This is a genomic window from Herbiconiux liangxiaofengii (assembly GCF_041927335.1).
Taxonomy (GTDB): Bacteria; Actinomycetota; Actinomycetes; order Actinomycetales; family Microbacteriaceae; genus Herbiconiux; species Herbiconiux liangxiaofengii.
The window spans coordinates 201,986-216,798 of the sequence record NZ_JBHFHD010000009.1; the positions used below are offsets into that span (position 1 = coordinate 201,986).

The 14,813-nt window shown below is 69.4% G+C and carries 13 protein-coding genes and 1 tRNA gene; 4 read left to right on the forward strand and 10 right to left on the reverse strand.

The features are described from left to right. The first annotated feature begins 29 nt into the window (after window positions 1–29). Complete coding sequence (gene dxs / locus ACEXOR_RS09780) at window positions 30–2,021, forward strand: 1-deoxy-D-xylulose-5-phosphate synthase (protein WP_374849424.1); 1,992 nt, start codon at window positions 30–32, stop codon at window positions 2,019–2,021. Between the two features lie 21 nt (window positions 2,022–2,042). Here the strand turns inward: dxs and ACEXOR_RS09785 are convergent, their stop codons facing one another. The 6 genes from ACEXOR_RS09785 to ACEXOR_RS09810 all read right to left on the reverse strand — a co-directional run bounded on the left by ACEXOR_RS09785 (window position 2,043) and on the right by ACEXOR_RS09810 (window position 8,480). Beyond that, on the reverse strand, window positions 2,043–2,576 hold the full coding sequence (locus ACEXOR_RS09785; RefSeq protein WP_374849426.1) for a dihydrofolate reductase family protein: 534 nt from the start codon (window positions 2,574–2,576) through the stop codon (window positions 2,043–2,045). A 154-nt stretch (window positions 2,577–2,730) separates the two neighbouring features. After that, the gene (locus ACEXOR_RS09790; RefSeq protein ID WP_374849427.1) at window positions 2,731–3,057 is read right to left on the reverse strand and encodes a hypothetical protein; all 327 of its coding nucleotides are present in this window, start codon (window positions 3,055–3,057) and stop codon (window positions 2,731–2,733) included. A gap of 134 nt (window positions 3,058–3,191) precedes the next feature. Next, window positions 3,192–5,339 carry a 3-hydroxyacyl-CoA dehydrogenase NAD-binding domain-containing protein gene (locus ACEXOR_RS09795; RefSeq protein WP_374849428.1) on the reverse strand — a complete coding sequence of 716 codons (2,148 nt, stop codon included), beginning with the start codon at window positions 5,337–5,339 and terminating at the stop codon, window positions 3,192–3,194. Then, on the reverse strand, window positions 5,336–6,547 hold the full coding sequence (locus ACEXOR_RS09800) for a thiolase family protein (protein WP_374849430.1): 1,212 nt from the start codon (window positions 6,545–6,547) through the stop codon (window positions 5,336–5,338). Before ACEXOR_RS09800 ends, ACEXOR_RS09795 begins: the two co-directional genes overlap by 4 nt. Window positions 6,548–6,619: 72 nt before the next feature. Continuing rightward, window positions 6,620–7,822, reverse strand: coding sequence for a ribonuclease D (locus ACEXOR_RS09805; protein WP_374849613.1), 1,203 nt, complete (start codon window positions 7,820–7,822; stop codon window positions 6,620–6,622). A 61-nt stretch (window positions 7,823–7,883) separates the two neighbouring features. After that, window positions 7,884–8,480 carry a DUF3000 domain-containing protein gene (locus ACEXOR_RS09810; protein ID WP_374849431.1) on the reverse strand — a complete coding sequence of 199 codons (597 nt, stop codon included), beginning with the start codon at window positions 8,478–8,480 and terminating at the stop codon, window positions 7,884–7,886. Between the two features lie 123 nt (window positions 8,481–8,603). Between ACEXOR_RS09810 and ACEXOR_RS09815 the strand changes: the two genes are divergently transcribed. Further along, window positions 8,604–9,785 carry an alpha/beta hydrolase family protein gene (locus ACEXOR_RS09815; protein WP_374849432.1) on the forward strand — a complete coding sequence of 394 codons (1,182 nt, stop codon included), beginning with the start codon at window positions 8,604–8,606 and terminating at the stop codon, window positions 9,783–9,785. 51 nt (window positions 9,786–9,836) lie between these two features. Here the strand turns inward: ACEXOR_RS09815 and ACEXOR_RS09820 are convergent, their stop codons facing one another. Both ACEXOR_RS09820 and ACEXOR_RS09825 read right to left on the reverse strand, forming a co-directional pair. Continuing rightward, window positions 9,837–10,274: a SufE family protein gene (locus ACEXOR_RS09820; protein WP_374849433.1), complete on the reverse strand. Its 438-nt coding sequence runs from the start codon at window positions 10,272–10,274 to the stop codon at window positions 9,837–9,839. Between the two features lie 42 nt (window positions 10,275–10,316). Beyond that, a complete protein-coding gene (locus tag ACEXOR_RS09825) occupies window positions 10,317–11,216 on the reverse strand; it encodes a sulfurtransferase (protein WP_374849435.1) in 900 nt (299 codons plus the stop codon). A 106-nt stretch (window positions 11,217–11,322) separates the two neighbouring features. Here ACEXOR_RS09825 and zapE point away from each other — a divergent pair, with 106 nt between their 5' ends. Together zapE and ACEXOR_RS09835 are read left to right on the forward strand one after the other, a co-directional pair. Then, window positions 11,323–12,357: a cell division protein ZapE gene (zapE, locus tag ACEXOR_RS09830; protein WP_374849436.1), complete on the forward strand. Its 1,035-nt coding sequence runs from the start codon at window positions 11,323–11,325 to the stop codon at window positions 12,355–12,357. 202 nt (window positions 12,358–12,559) lie between these two features. Next, entirely contained in the window at window positions 12,560–13,801 is a 1,242-nt protein-coding gene (locus ACEXOR_RS09835; protein WP_374849437.1) for an ammonium transporter, read from the forward strand. A gap of 85 nt (window positions 13,802–13,886) precedes the next feature. On the opposite strand, the gene ACEXOR_RS09840 is transcribed toward ACEXOR_RS09835, so the two are convergent. Next, entirely contained in the window at window positions 13,887–14,651 is a 765-nt protein-coding gene (locus ACEXOR_RS09840) for an EI24 domain-containing protein (protein WP_374849438.1), read from the reverse strand. A 56-nt stretch (window positions 14,652–14,707) separates the two neighbouring features. Further along, window positions 14,708–14,783: transfer RNA gene (locus ACEXOR_RS09845), tRNA-Val, on the reverse strand. Window positions 14,784–14,813: the final 30 nt, after the last annotated feature.

Genomic DNA, 14,813 nt, shown 5'->3' on the forward strand with positions numbered 1-14,813 from the left:
ATTTCAGCCGGGAGTGGGAAGGTGGAGGTATGAGCCTGCTCGAACAGATCCGGGGTCCGCGTGACCTCGACCGCTTGACTCCGGAGGAGCTCGAAGCCTTGGCGGCGGAGATCCGCCTCTTCCTCGTGGCGGAGGTGTCGAAGACGGGCGGGCATCTGGGCCCGAACCTCGGCGTGGTCGAGACCACGATCGCCATCCACCGCGTGTTCGACTCGCCGCGCGACGCGGTGGTGTTCGACACCGGGCACCAGTCGTACGTGCACAAGATGCTCACCGGTCGACAGGACTTCTCGCGCCTGCGCCAGAAGGGTGGCCTCGCCGGCTACCCGCAGCGCTCCGAGAGCCCGCACGACGTCGTGGAGTCCTCGCACGCCTCCAGCTCGCTCTCCTGGGCCGACGGCATCTCCCGGGCCTTCGAGATGACCGGCCAGACCGATCGGCATGTCGTGGCTGTGGTGGGCGACGGCGCCCTCACCGGAGGAATGACGTGGGAGGCGCTGAACAACATCAGCGACGACAACTCGCGCAACCTGGTGATCGTGGTCAACGACAACGGCCGCTCCTACGCGCCCACCATCGGCGGCATGGCCCGTTACCTCAACGGGGTGCGCACGGCCACCAAGTACCGCCAGCTGCACCAGACCAGTCGCCAGGCCTTCGACCGCTTCGGGGGTGCAGTGGGCCGCGCCATCTACCGCGGGGTGCGGGGCGGGCTGCACGGCTTCCTCAGCCGCATGACCAACAACGCCGCCCTCTACGCCAACCTCGACATCAAGTACGTGGGCCCCGTCGACGGCCACGACCTCAAGGCGATGGAGGAGGCGCTCCGGCAGGCGAAAGACTACGCGGCACCGGTGATCGTGCACGCCATCACCGAGAAGGGGCGTGGCTACGAGCCGGCCCTGGCCGATGTCGCCGACCAGTTCCACGCCGTCGGCCAGATCGACCCGGAGACGGGGGAGCCGATCTCCTCGGGGTCGGGGGCGCCGTCGTGGACGAGCGTGTTCGCCGACGAGGTGGTCGTCCAGGCCGAGCGCGATCCCTCGATCGTGGGCATCACCGCCGCCATGCTGCGACCCACGGGGCTGCACCGTTTCGCCGAGCGCTTCCCCACCCGGGTGTTCGACGTGGGGATCGCCGAGCAGCACGCCGTCACCTCCGCCGCAGGTATGGCATTCGGCGGGTTGCACCCGGTCGTGGCGCTGTACGCCACCTTCGTGAACCGGGCGTTCGATCAGATCCTGATGGATGTCGGGCTGCACGAGGCCGGCGTCACCTTCGTGCTCGACCGCGCCGGGGTCACCGGCCCGGATGGTGCCAGCCACCACGGGATGTGGGACCTCGCGATCCTGCAGGTCGTTCCCCGCATCCACATCGCCGCCCCGCGTGATGCCGAGCGTCTGCGTGAGGAACTCGCCGAGGCGGTGCGGGTGACGGACGCGCCGACGGTCATCCGTTTCCCGAAGGGCTCCGTGGGGGCCGAGATCCCCGCGCTCCGTCGCACGGGCGACGGTGTCGACGTGCTGCGGGAGGACTCGTCGAAGGACGTCCTGATCGTGGCGGTGGGCACCATGGCCACCCTCGCGCTCGACGTGGCCGCCCTGCTGGCCGAGCAGGGCATCGGCTGCACCGTGGTCGACCCGCGCTGGGTGGTGCCCGTGCCGTGGAGCGTGATCGAGCTCTCGGATGCGCACCGCATCGTGGTGAGCATCGAAGACGGCGTGCGCGTGGGCGGCATCGGAACGCGCATCCGGCAGGACCTGCGCGAGGCCGGCGTCGACACCGCGGTTACCGAGCTCGGCCTGCCCGACGAGTTCCTCGAGCACGCGACCCGCGACGAGATCCTCGAGCGCGTGGGCCTCACGGCGCCGCAGATCGCCGACGACCTCGTGGCCCAGGTGCGCGGCAACAAGATCCCGATCGCCCGCCCGGTCGACTCCCGTCCGGCTTCGAGCGGCCCCACCTCCGACGGCCCGGTCACCGACACCGGGTCGACGCCCCTCCACCCCGCCTCGCGCTGAGCATGCCGCGCTCGGCCACGGTCAGCGCAGCGTGTAGCCAGAGGTGATCGCTCCACTCGGATGCGCGTGGGTGCTGTCGAGCCGCAGCACCCCGGATGCGGCCGACAGCGGAAGCAGGGGAGTACCCGCGCCGAGAACGACGGGCACGGTGGTGAGCAGGATCTCGTCGAGCAGCCCCGCGTAGGCCACCTGGGCCGCCACCGAGCCGCCGCCGACCACCCAGATGTTGCGCCCCGAGGCCGCGGCCGCCCACTCGCGATGCAGAGCCGTCACATCACCTCGCGCGAATCGCACGTCGCCTCCCTCGGCGACCGGCAGCCGCCGTGAGCTGAGAACCCACGCGACCTGGTCGGGGAATCCCCACGCACCACCCTCGTTCAGGACGAACTCGTAGGTGCTCGACCCCATCACCACGACGCCGACCTCGGCGAGGAACGCGTCGTAGTCGCCCTGGAACTCTTCGAACCCGAACTGCAGCAGCCAGTCGAGACCCCCGTGCCGGTCGGCGATGAATCCGTCGAGCGAGGCGGCCACATAGTACTGCGTCTTGGTCATGCCTCGAAGTTAGCGACGGCCACCGACAGCCCAGGATGCCGCGGGGTCGTTCACTGCAGCGACGCGAGTATCGCTGCAGACCACCTTCTGCGTGCCACTTGGTGATCCGCGGCTGCGCGCGCATCGATCTGCACGCCCGGAACGCGCTGCCACGTCAGAAGGCGGCGATGATGCGGGTGAACTCCGTCGAGCTCACCGCCGTGGTCTTCGTACACCCGGACGAGGTCGTCGAGATCGTCAGTTCGTGTGCTGCCGTGGGTGTCACAGTGATGGCGGGGCCACGGACGAGATACGCGGTATCCACGTGGCAGGCCGTCGGCGCGCCTTTCAGTCTGCCCACGAGCTCGACCAGGTCCTCCCAGAGCCGGGCGACCTGGTACTGGACAGGCTGGCCGGTATCTTCGTCCAGCAGATTGGATGACTCGGTGGGCCAGGGAACGATGTCGGGCACGGCCCGCAACGCGAAGTCGATGACCGACATCGACCCATAATACGTGAGGTAACATCATCAAGCCTGTCGGTGCGCTGCGCACATCTGCTGACAACGACGAACGTGGCGCGAACCGGGCCCGTGAGGGCCGCGGTCCGTGCCACGTTCGATCGACTCCGCAGGGGCTAGGCGACGCCCTCGATGCGGGGGTGGTGGAAGGTGTCGCCGAACACGCGCTCCGAGGCTCCGACGCGGTCGAGGTACGGCGTGAGGCCGCCCATCTGGAAGGGGTAGCCGGCGCCCAGGATGAGGCACAGGTCGATGTCCTCGGCGGCGTGCACGACGTCGTCCTCGAGCATCCGGTGCACCTCGTCGGCCAGGCCGTCCTCGACGCGTCGGGCGATCTCGTCCTCCGTCATCGGCTCGACGGGGGAGCCCTTCGCGGGGGTGACGATCTTCACGGCCGTCTTGTCGAAGCCCTTGATCTTGCCCTTGTCGTCGCGGTCGAAGATCTTCCCGTGCTCGGCCAGGCGGTGCAGGTTCGCACTCTCGAAGAACCGGTCGGGGAACGCGGCATGGTGGGTATCGAGCACGTGTGCTCCCACCTTGAGCCCCACGAGCTCGAGCAGCTCGAACGGCGTCATGGGCAGTCCGAAGCGGTCGAGCGCGCGGTTCATCACCTCGAACGAGGTACCGGTGTCGACCGCGTGCATGGCTTCGCCGAGCACCTTCGCCAGGATGCGGTTCACCACGAATCCGGGGGTGTCGCGGGTGATCACGGCCGTCTTCTTGAGCTTCGCCGCCGTGGCCATGGCGGTCGCCAGGGTCACCTCGTCGGTGGCCGGGGCGTTCACGACCTCGATCAGCGGCATCACGGCCACCGGGTTGAAGAAGTGGAAGCCCACGAGACGCTCCGGATGCGCGAGCTTCGCCCCGATCTGCTCCACCGAGAGCGACGACGTGTTCGTGGCGAGCACGGCCGTCTCGGAGACGTGCTTCTCGATCTCCGCGAACACGTCCTGCTTCACGCCGAGCTCTTCGAACACCGCCTCGATCACCCAGTCGGCGTCGCTGAACTCCGCCTTGTCGGTGGTGCCCGAGACGAGGGCGTTGAGCCGGTTCGACTCGTCACCCGAGATGCGGCCCTTCGACAGCAGGGCGGCGATCTCGCCCCGGATGTACTCCAGGCCCTTGTCGACCCGTGCCTGATCGAGGTCGGTGATGACCACGGGCACCTGCAGCCGGCGCACGAACAGCAGCGCGAACTGGGAGGCCATCAGGCCGGCGCCGATGATGCCGACCTTCGTCACCGGCTTGGCGAGCGCCTTGTCGGGCGCGCCGGCCGGCTTCTTGGCCCGCTTCTGCACGAGGTTGAAGGCGTAGATGCTGGCGCGGAACTGGTCTCCGGCGATGAGTTCGGCGAGCGCCTCGTCCTCCCGCTCGAAGCCCTCCTCCGGCGTGCCCGACTTGGCGGCCTTCAGCAGGTCGAGTGCCTTGTAGGGAGACTTCGCGACGGTGCCGATGCGCGACTCGAGCATCTTGCGCGCGATGCCGACCGCCGCATCCCACTTCACCAGCCGCTCGACCTTGCCGGGCTCGTTGGCCCGCTTCACCTTCACGGCACCGGTGATGACACCGTCGGCCCAGTTCAGCGAGTCCTCGAGGTAGTTGCCGGGGCCGAAGATGGCGTCGGCGATGCCGAGGTCGAAGGCTTCCTGGCCCTTGAGGGTGCGGTTGTTCTTCAGCGGGTTCTCGATGATCACCTTGAGCGCGTTCTCGATGCCGATGAGGTTGGGCAGGATGTACGCCCCGCCCCACCCGGGGATGATGCCCAGGAACACCTCGGGCAGTGCGAGCGCCGGCGTCGAGGAGTCGATGGTGCGGTAGTCGGCGGCCAGCGCCACCTCCACGCCGCCGCCGAGCGCCAGACCGTTCACGAATGCGAACGTGGGCACGCCGATCTTCTTCATCTCGCCGAACGCGTAGTGGCCGAGCTGGGCCATCTTGCGCGCGGCATCCTTGCTCGGGATGTCGCCGACCTTGCTCAGGTCGGCCCCCGCGGCGAGGATGTACGGTTTGCCCGTCACCGCGACGGCGTCGATCTCCTTGGCCGCCGCACGCGTCTTGAGGCCCTGCAGCGTGTGCAGGTACTCCAGCAGACCGACGGGGCCGAGCGTGTTGGGCCGGGTGTGGTCGCGTCCGTTGTCGAGCGTGATCAGCGCGAGCGTCTTGCCGCTCTTCAGAGGCACGTCGCGCACGTAGGAGTGGGTGACCACCTCGTCGGCCGAGAAGGCCTCGAGGTCGGAGAAGTCGATGGTGGAGTAGTCGGTCATCGTGCTGCCTTCTTCGCCTTCTTGTTCCAGTTCGGGTTCTCCCAGATGACGGTGCCGCCCTGGCCGAGGCCCACGCACATGGCGGTGAGGCCGTAGCGCACCTCGGGGTGCTCCTCGAACTGGCGGGCGAGCTGGATCATCAGGCGCACGCCCGACGAGGCCAGCGGGTGTCCGAGCGCGATGGCGCCCCCGTACTCGTTCACGCGCGGGTCGTCGTCGTCGACCCCGAAGTGGTCCAGGAACGACAGCACCTGAACGGCGAAGGCCTCGTTCAGTTCGAACAGGCCGATGTCGTCGATCGACAGGCCGGCCTTCCGCAGCGCCTTCTCGGTCGAGGGAACCGGCCCGATGCCCATGATCTCGGGTTCGACGCCGGCGAAGGCGAACGACACCAGGCGCATCCGCACCGGCAGCCCGAGCTCGCGGGCCGCGGTCTCGCTCGCGATGAGCGAGGCGGTCGCGCCGTCGTTCAGCCCCGAGGAGTTGCCCGCGGTCACACGGCCGTGCGGCCGGAAGGGGGTTCGGAGAGCGGCGAGGCCCTCCATGGTGGTCTCGGGGCGGGGCGCCTCGTCGCGCGTGGCGAGCCCCCAGCCCTCACCGCTCCGGATGGCGACCGGTACGAGGTCGGGCTGGATCTTGCCCGCGGCATAGGCGGCGGCCACCTTCTCCTGGCTGCGCATGGCGTAGCGGTCGGAGCGCTCCTTGGTGAGCTGCGGGAAGCGGTCGTGGATGCGCTCGGCGGTGTTGCCCATGTTGAGGGCCTCGCCGCTCACCAGACGCTCCGCGAGGAAGCGCGGGTTCGGGTCGGCGTTGAAGCCCATCGGGTGCCGGCCCATGTGCTCGACCCCACCGGCGATGGCGAAGTCGTAGGCGCCGAAGGCGATGGCTCCGGCCACGGTGGTGACGCTCGTCATCGCTCCCGCGCACATGCGGTCGATGGCGTAGCCGGGAACCGACAGCGGCAGGCCGGCCAGGATGGCGGTGGTGCGGCCGAGCGTGAGCCCCTGGTCGCCCTGCTGGGTGGTGGCCGCGATGGCCACGTCGTCGATGAGGTCTTTCGGAAGCTGCGGATTGCGCTCCAGCACTCCCGTGATCGCTTTGACCGCGAGGTCGTCAGCGCGGGTCTGCCAGTACATGCCCTTCTCGCCCGCACGCCCGAACGGGGTGCGCATTCCATCGACGAAAACGACTTCGGATCTTTCGGCCACAATGCCTCCTGAGATTGGATCGACTTCGATCGTAGAGGGGGCGCCTGTGGGCCCGGCATCGTTTGATTCTTTCTACGAATCGGCGATCTGGCCCGTCTCGGCCGTTTGGTGGGGTTCGACAAAGGCTTCCAGGATCGGCTGTGCAGTCAGGTCAATCTGCCAGGGCCGCGCACCGAGCTCGGCGAGCGCGTCGGAGAGGCTCTCCAGGGTGAGCGGCTCAGGCGGGTTCCAGGAGACCCGGCGCAGGAACTCGGGGGTGAGGAGGTTCTCCAGCGGGATGGCGTGCTCGGCCGAGAGCGCGGTGAGGGCGGCGCGCGCGGTCTTCAGGCGCGCATCCGCGTCGGGGTTCTTGTCCGACCAGCTGCGCGGAGGCGGCAGGGTGTCGGTGGCCCGCCGTTGCACCGGCAGCTCATCCGTCGTCAGGGCGCGCTCGATCGCAGCCCACCAGCGGTCGATCTCGCTGCGGCTGGCCCGACCCGAGAACTGCTTGAGCCCCGCGAGTTCGCGACGCGACGTGGGCAGCGCGCGGGCGGCCACCATCAGCGAGGCGTCGGGCACCAGCCGGCCGGGTGCCGTGTCGGTGGCGCGGGCGAGCTCGTCGCGGGCGAGCCACAGTTCCCGGGCGGCGGCGAGGTGACGGTCGGGGCGCAGCGCCGAGATGCCGGTGAGGCGGCGCCACGGCTCCGCCAGCGGTGGCTTGTCCTCCTTGGCCACCACGGCCGCGAACTCCTGGGCGGCGATCTCGAGCTTGCCCTGCTCCTTCAGCAGCACCGCCATCGAGTCGCGCAGGTCGATCAGCAGCTCCACGTCGAGCGCCGCGTACTCCAGCCAGGATGCGGGCAGCGGGCGGGTCGACCAGTCCGCCGCCGAGTGCTCCTTCGCCAGATGGATGCCGAGCAACTGCTCCACGACCGTGCCAAGGCCCACCCGCGGGATGCCGAGCAGCCGGGCGGCGAGCTCCGTGTCGAACACGGTTCTCGGTTCCAGGCCCACCTCGCGCAGGCACGGCAGGTCTTGGCTCGCAGCGTGCAGCACCCACTCCACGTCGCCGATCACCGACTGCAGGGGAGCGAACTCCTCGATGGCCGGCGGGTCGATCAGGAAGGTGCCCGACCCGCGCCGGTAGAGCTGGATGAGGTACGCGCGCTGGGAGTAGCGGAATCCGCTGGCGCGCTCGGCGTCGACGGCCACCGGCCCCTCGCCCTGGGCGAGCGCCTCCACCGCGTCGTGGAACTCGTCCACGGTGGCGATGACGGTGCGCACCGGGGTCTCGATGGGAGCGACCTGGAGGTCACGGCCCTTGTCCGGCGCGGGGCCGCTGTTCACGGTGGGGCCGTCAGTCACGTCGCGCCCGTCGGGTCTGCAGCATGGTCACGCCGTCGGCCACGGGCGGCAGCCCGGCGAGCATGCACAGCAGCTCGCCCCAGCCCTCGACATGGGCCTGCAGGTCGTGGTCGGTGGGGGTCCAGGATGCGCGCAGTTCGATCTGCGCCCCGTCACCCTGGCTCTGCAACTCGCCGAATCCGGTCGAGATGATCTTGGTGGCGGTGCCTGAGGCGTTGACGTAGTTGGCGCCCCGCGCGTCGAGCGCGTCGACGAGCCACGACCAGGCCACGTCGGCGAGGAACGGGTCGAGCCCGATCTCCGTCTCGAGGGGCGCCTGAGCGAAGCAGACCACCCGGAACTCGCCGCCCCAGGCCTCGGGCCGCTCCTCGTCGTGCAGCAGGATGAACCGACCGGTACCGAGCTCGGAGTCGGCGTCGTGCCTGGCCGGAGTCACGTCTGCCGCCAGCGCGATCGCGTTCGGGGCCAGGTTCGCCGGGGCCGGTATCTCGTGCACGACGAGTTCGTCGCGGGTGTCGGCCCGGCGGAGCGAATCCAATGCTGCGCTGAACGCTGCCGGAACGTCCGGGCTGAAGGGGGAATCGGGCACGTCTGCAGACTAGAGTTCTTTACGTTCTGCCAGGCGGAGGCACGCCGGATGCCGCTCGAAGGCCGCACGCCGGCCCCGGCGCACCGTCCGAGGCGGCCGCGCCGTGTTCGAAGGGAGTTCTCCGTGAGTCCGAATCCCTCCCGGCCCCCGCGGGTTCCTGCCTGGGCGATCGTCGCGATCGCGGCCGGCTCGCTCGCCAGCCTCACGGCGGCTGCCGGCGCGGTCGTCGCCGCCGTCACCTCGCGTGCCATCGTGACGCCGTCCCTGCCGGTCGACGACGTGCGCATCGTGCACTACGACCCGGTGGCCCGGGTGGTGTCGCTGGAGGTCACGCCCGACTCCATCCTCCCGGGGCTGTACAGCCTGCGTTTCTCCGGCGACACGGGCCACGCGCGGGTGGGGGAGGTGCTGTCGGTGTCCGACGGCGTCGTGCGGCGCTCGGTGCTGGCCGTGGACTACGGCGACCTCGACGCGGCCCGTCGCGGCCGGATCAGCGGCTGGTACTACATCCACCCCCGCGAGCTCGGCGTTCCGGTGGAGGAGGTGGAGGTGTCGACCACGGTGGGGCCGGCGCCCGCCTGGTACATCCCGGCCGCCGAGGTCACGTCGACGAAGTGGGTCATCCAGGTGCACGGCCGCGGGGTGCGGCGCGGCGAGACGATCCGCGCGCTGCCGGTGTTCCACGAGCACGGCTACCACGTGCTGCACATCTCCTACCGCAACGACGGCGAGGCACCCCGCTCGGCCGACGGCCGCTACGCCCTCGGCGACACCGAGTGGCAGGACCTCGATGCCGCGATCACCTGGGCGGTCGAGCACGGGGCCGAGGACGTGGTGCTCATGGGCTGGTCGATGGGCGGCGCCATCGCGCTGCAGGCCATGGGCCGGGCGGTGCACCGCGATCGCATCCGGGCCATCGCGCTCGATTCGCCCGCGGTCGACTGGCGCGAGATCCTGCGCTACCACGGCCGGGCCCGCGGGGTGCCCGAGATCCTGGGCGACGCCGCCTTCGCCACCATCACGCACGCCCCCGGCCGCGTCGTCACCGGCCAGCAGCAGCCCCTCGATCTCGACCGGCTCGATTTCGTCAAGCGCTCCGACGAGGTCGACGTGCCCCTGCTGATCATGCACAGCGACGACGACGGCTACGTGCCCTCCGGCGCCTCGCACCGCCTGGCCGAGGCGCGGCCCGATCTGGTCACCTTCGTGCCGTTCTCGATCGCCCGCCACACCAAGCTGTGGAACTACGACCGGGTGAAGTGGAACCGGGCCGTCTCGGGGTGGCTCACCGCCAACGGGCTCTGACGGGGAGATCCGGCGGCCCACCGTCGAACGCCGACCGTGAAACGCCCGGCGTCAGGCGCCGATCCGCTCCCGCAGCTGCCGCTTGGTGCGCCCGAGCATCGCGGTCATGCCCCGGATGCGAAGCGGTGACACCGCTTCGGTCAGTCCGATCGTGTTCGGGAAGTCGTCGGGGACACCCAGCACCTCGTCGACCGACAACCCGTCGATGCCCTGCACCAGGATCGAGGCGAACCCCCGGGTGGTGGGAGCCTCCCGGGGAGCGGTGGCGTAGAGGTGCACGACACCGCCGTCGACCTCCACGAAGATGAACACCGGCGACTGGCACTCCTCCACCCGCTCGAGCAGATCCGGATGCTCGCTGTATCGCTCAGGGAGTTCGGGAAGCTCGTTCGCGAACTCCAGCAGCAGCTCGAGCCGGTCGCGCTGCTCGAGGGCCAGGAAGTCGTCTCGGATCTCGGCGAGCGTGGTGGGAAGCGTGGAGTCGGTCATCCGTCCAATTATGCGCCAGGCCGAGGCCCGGTCGTCCGGCACTCAGCGCGCCGGCACCTCGCCGGGTTCCGAGCCCTTCACGATCGGCACCCGCACGGTGCTGCCCCACTCGGTCCACGATCCGTCGTAGTTGCGCACGTTCTCGAAACCGAGCAGGTGCGTCAGCACGAACCAGGTGTGGCTCGACCGCTCGCCGATGCGACAGTAGGCGATCACCGGCTCGCCTTCGGCGAGGCCGGCACCGTCGCGGTAGATGGCGTCGAGCTCCACGACGGGCTTGAAGGTGCCGTCGTCGGCCGCGGCCTTCGCCCACGGCACGTTGGCCGCGCTGGGGATGTGCCCGGCCCGCAGGGCTCCCTCTTCCGGGTAGGCGGGGGCGGTCGTGCGCTCCCCGCTGTACTCCTCGGGAGAGCGCACGTCGATCAGCGGGTGGCCGAGGTGGGCGAGCACGTCGTCTTTGAAGGCGCGGATCTCGGCGTCGCGGCGCTCGACGACCGGGTAGTCGGCCGCATCCGGAATCGTGCGCTCGGTGGTGACCGGGCGCCCCTCGGCGAGCCACTTGTCGCGCCCGCCGTCGAGCAGACGCACGTCGTCGTGCCCGAACAGGGAGAAGACCCACAGCGCGTACGCCGCCCACCAGTTGTTCTTGTCGCCGTAGATCACCACGGTGCTGTCGCGGGAGATGCCCTTGCCGCCCACGAGGGCGGCGAACTGCTCGCCGTCGATGTAGTCGCGCAGCACCGGGTCGTTCAGGTCGGTGTGCCAGTCGATCTTCACGGCGCCGGGGATGTGGCCGGTCTCGTAGAGCAGCACGTCCTCGTCCGACTCCACCACCACGAGTCCGGGTTCGCCGAGATGGGCCTCGAGCCACTCGGTCGACACGAGTCGTTCGGGGTGGGCGTAGCCGGCGAACTTCTCGGCGGGATCGGTCTCGACTGTCATTTCACAACCTCCAGTTAGGGTAGGTACAACCCCCAGACGAATCTATGTCTTCCCGACTGCCCGCCGTACCCGCCGGGTCAAACTTCGACACACAGGACGCCAGCGAATGACGAACGAGCGGCAGGCGGTCGCCCCGCGCCTCACCGAGCGCACCCCCTCCATGTCGGCCGTCGAACTCGCCGCCACCCTGGTGCCGCCGCGCCAGTTCGACACCGCCTCGTTCGAGAGCTACCGTCCCGACCCCGACTACCCGTCGCAGAGCGAGGCACTCGGGCGGATCACCGCTTTCGCGGACGGCTGGAAGCCGGTCAAGGGCGGCGGGTTCTTCGGCCGGTCGAAGAAGACAGCCGATGTGAAGCCCGGCATCTACCTCGACGGCGGCTTCGGCGTGGGCAAGACCCACCTGCTCGCCGCCCTCTGGCACGCGGCTCCCGGGCCCAAGTACTTCGGCACGTTCATCGAGTACACGGCGCTGATCGGCGCCCTCGGCTACGCCGAGGCCGTGAAGCTCTTCCGCGGCTCGAAGTTCATCGCCATCGACGAGTTCGAGCTCGACGACCCGGGCGACACCATGCTGATGACGAGGTTCCTCGGCGAGCTCGCCGCGGGGGGAACCCGGCTCGCGGCCACCTCGAACACCCCGCCGAACGCGCTCGGCGAGGGCCGGTTCGCCGCCGCGGACTTCCTGCGCGAGATCCAGGCCATCGCCGACCGTTTCGAGATCGTGCGCATCGACGGGCTCGACTACCGTCGCCGCGACCTCGAGGGGCACGCGGTCGCCTTCACCAGCGACGACGCCCTGCTCGAGGCCGTGGAGCGCCGCGCCGCCGCGGGGGAGCCGATCACCCTCGATTCGTTCACCGACCTCGTCGAGCATCTCGGCAGCATCCACCCCTCGCGTTACATCAAGCTGATCGAGGGCATCGACGCGATCGGGCTGCAGGGCGTCGTGCCGCTTCTGAACCAGACGGATGCGCTGCGACTGGTGGCCTTCGTCGACCGGGTCTACGACGCCCAGATCCGCATCCTCGCCTCGGGCACCCCGCTCGACGAGGTGTTCGCGGGCGACATGCTCGACGGCGGATACCGCAAGAAGTACCTGCGCGCCACCTCGCGGCTCATCGCGTCCGCCACTCTCTGACGCTTTCCGGCCCGCCGAAACACAGTCTTAACATTCGGCGTGCCCGTGTAACACGACGTACACAAACTACGTCTGCGGGCGAAACCTGCGGTCGACAGACTTCCCTTGCCTGCAATTGCGCCCGCGGAGTCGTGCTCGCCGTCGGCATCACAGCAGTTCCAGTTGTACCCGCCCAGCACGTTATAGAGAGGTAACCATTCATATGGAAGAAGTAACCAGCAACCTGAACTCGCTGTGGTTGCTCGTTGCAGCAGCACTCGTGCTGCTCATGACTCCCGGTGTCGCGTTCTTCTACGGCGGCATGGTCAAGGCGAAGTCCGTCATCTCGATGATGATGATGAGCTTCGGCGCGATGGGCCTCGTCGGCGTGCTGTGGGTCGTCTACGGCTACGGCATGGCCTTCGGCACCCCGCTCATCCCGGGCATCCTCGGAAACCCGTTCGACGGCTCGATCGGACTCGGCACCCTGATCGGCGTCGACGAGACCGGCGCCATGAACCCCGACCTCGCAGGCCTCGCCTTCGCCGGCTTCCAGGCCACGTTCGCCATCATCACCGTCGCCCTGATCTCGGGCGCGATCGCCGACCGGGCCAAGTTCGGCGCGTGGATGGTCTTCGCCGGCGTGTGGGTGACCGTCGTCTACTTCCCCGTCGCGTTCATGGTCTTCAACCTCGCTGAGGGCTGGGCTCCGGTCTGGGGCGTCAACGACTTCGCCGGTGGCACCGCGGTGCACATCAACGCCGGTGCGGCAGCTCTCGCCCTCGCCCTGGTTCTGGGCAAGCGTGTCGGCTTCCAGAAGGGCATCCAGAAGCCCCACAACGTGCCGCTGACCCTGCTGGGTGCGTCGCTGCTGTGGTTCGGCTGGTTCGGCTTCAACGCAGGTTCCGAGGCCGCCGTCGACGGCGTCGCCGCCATCGCGTGGATCAACACCCTCGCCGCTCCCGCCGCCGCCATCATCGGCTGGCTGATCGTGGAGAAGATCAAGGACGGCAAGCCCACCTCGATCGGTGCCGCCTCCGGTGCCGTCGCGGGTCTCGTCGCCATCACCCCGGCCTGTAACATCCTGACCCCCGGCTGGGCGATCCTCCTCGGCGTCATCGCCGGAGCCGTCTGCGCCCTGGCCATCGAGCTGAAGTTCAAGCTCGGCTTCGACGACTCGCTCGACGTCGTGGGCATCCACCTCGTCGGCGGCTTCATCGGAACGCTCTACATCGGCCTCTTCGGCGCCGGCATCGGCTGGTTCACCGGGGGCGGCTCGCCCGAGCAGCTGTGGAAGCAGTTCGCTGCCGCCGCGGTCGTGGCCATCTACTCCTTCGTGATGGCGTTCATCATCGGCTGGATCATCCAGAAGACCATGGGCTTCCGGATCAACAACGAGGACGAGGTCGCCGGCGTGGACACCACCGTGCACGGCGAAGAGGGCTACGTGCTCGAAACCGTCTGATCGACAGCATCCCCGTCGCGGGGCGTCACCTCTCCGGGTGGCGCCCCGCTTCTGCGTCGTCGCGCGGTCACGCCGGCGGCTGCGGTCACGCCTGGCGCTGGGGTTGAGGCCGCGGGCCGGTCGCGGCGCGGGCCAGGTGCGTGGCTCCGGCCACCGCCGCGGGCATGGCCACCACGGCGCCGAGCGGGAGGAGGAACAGCAGGTAGGTGGCGACACCGAAGCCCAGCGTCTGTGCGCGGTTCGCACCGAGCATCCGTCGCCGTTCTCGCAGAGGGATGCCGCGGGCCTCGAACGCGAAGCCGGTGAGCTCGAGCGCGAGCACCCAGCCGCCGAACAGGGCGCCGAGCACCGGGGCCGCCACCTGGCCGACCAGGGGAATGAGCCCCACCACGAACAGCAGCAGGCCGATGGCGAGGGTGAGGGCGAGCAGCCGCAGTGCGGTGACCACGCCGCGTCCCAGCTGCGCCCAGAAGCCTCCAGGCGGCTCTCCGGGGGCATCGCCGAGACGCTCTTCGGTGCTGCGCCAGATGCGCTCGTAGAACGGATCTCCGACCGCCAGCGTGATGGCGGTGTAGGTGAAGACCACCGCGAGCACGCCGAGGCCCACCAGGGCCACGGAGGCGGCTGCGCGGGCGATGTCGCGCCAGGGCTCGTCCCAGCGGTCGGCGAAGGGGGTGGCCCAGTCGGCGATGGCGGGGGAGTACACGATCAGCAGCACGATGCCGGTGGCGTAGACGAGGCCGACGATGAAGGCCGGCAGGGCGCCGAGCAGCATCAGGCCGGGGCGGCGCACCCAGGTGCCGAAGCCGCGACCGAGGAGGCCGACGCCGGAGAAGAAGGAGCTGATCATGCCCAGATCGTATGACGACCGGCGGACTTCAGGTGTTCTGGTGGTGCTGGGTGTTCTGGTGGGCGATACCGGACTCGAACCGATGACCTCTTCCGTGTGAAGGAAGCGCGCTACCAACTGCGCCAATCGCCCGTGTGGACTTATCGATAGTAGCGGATGCGG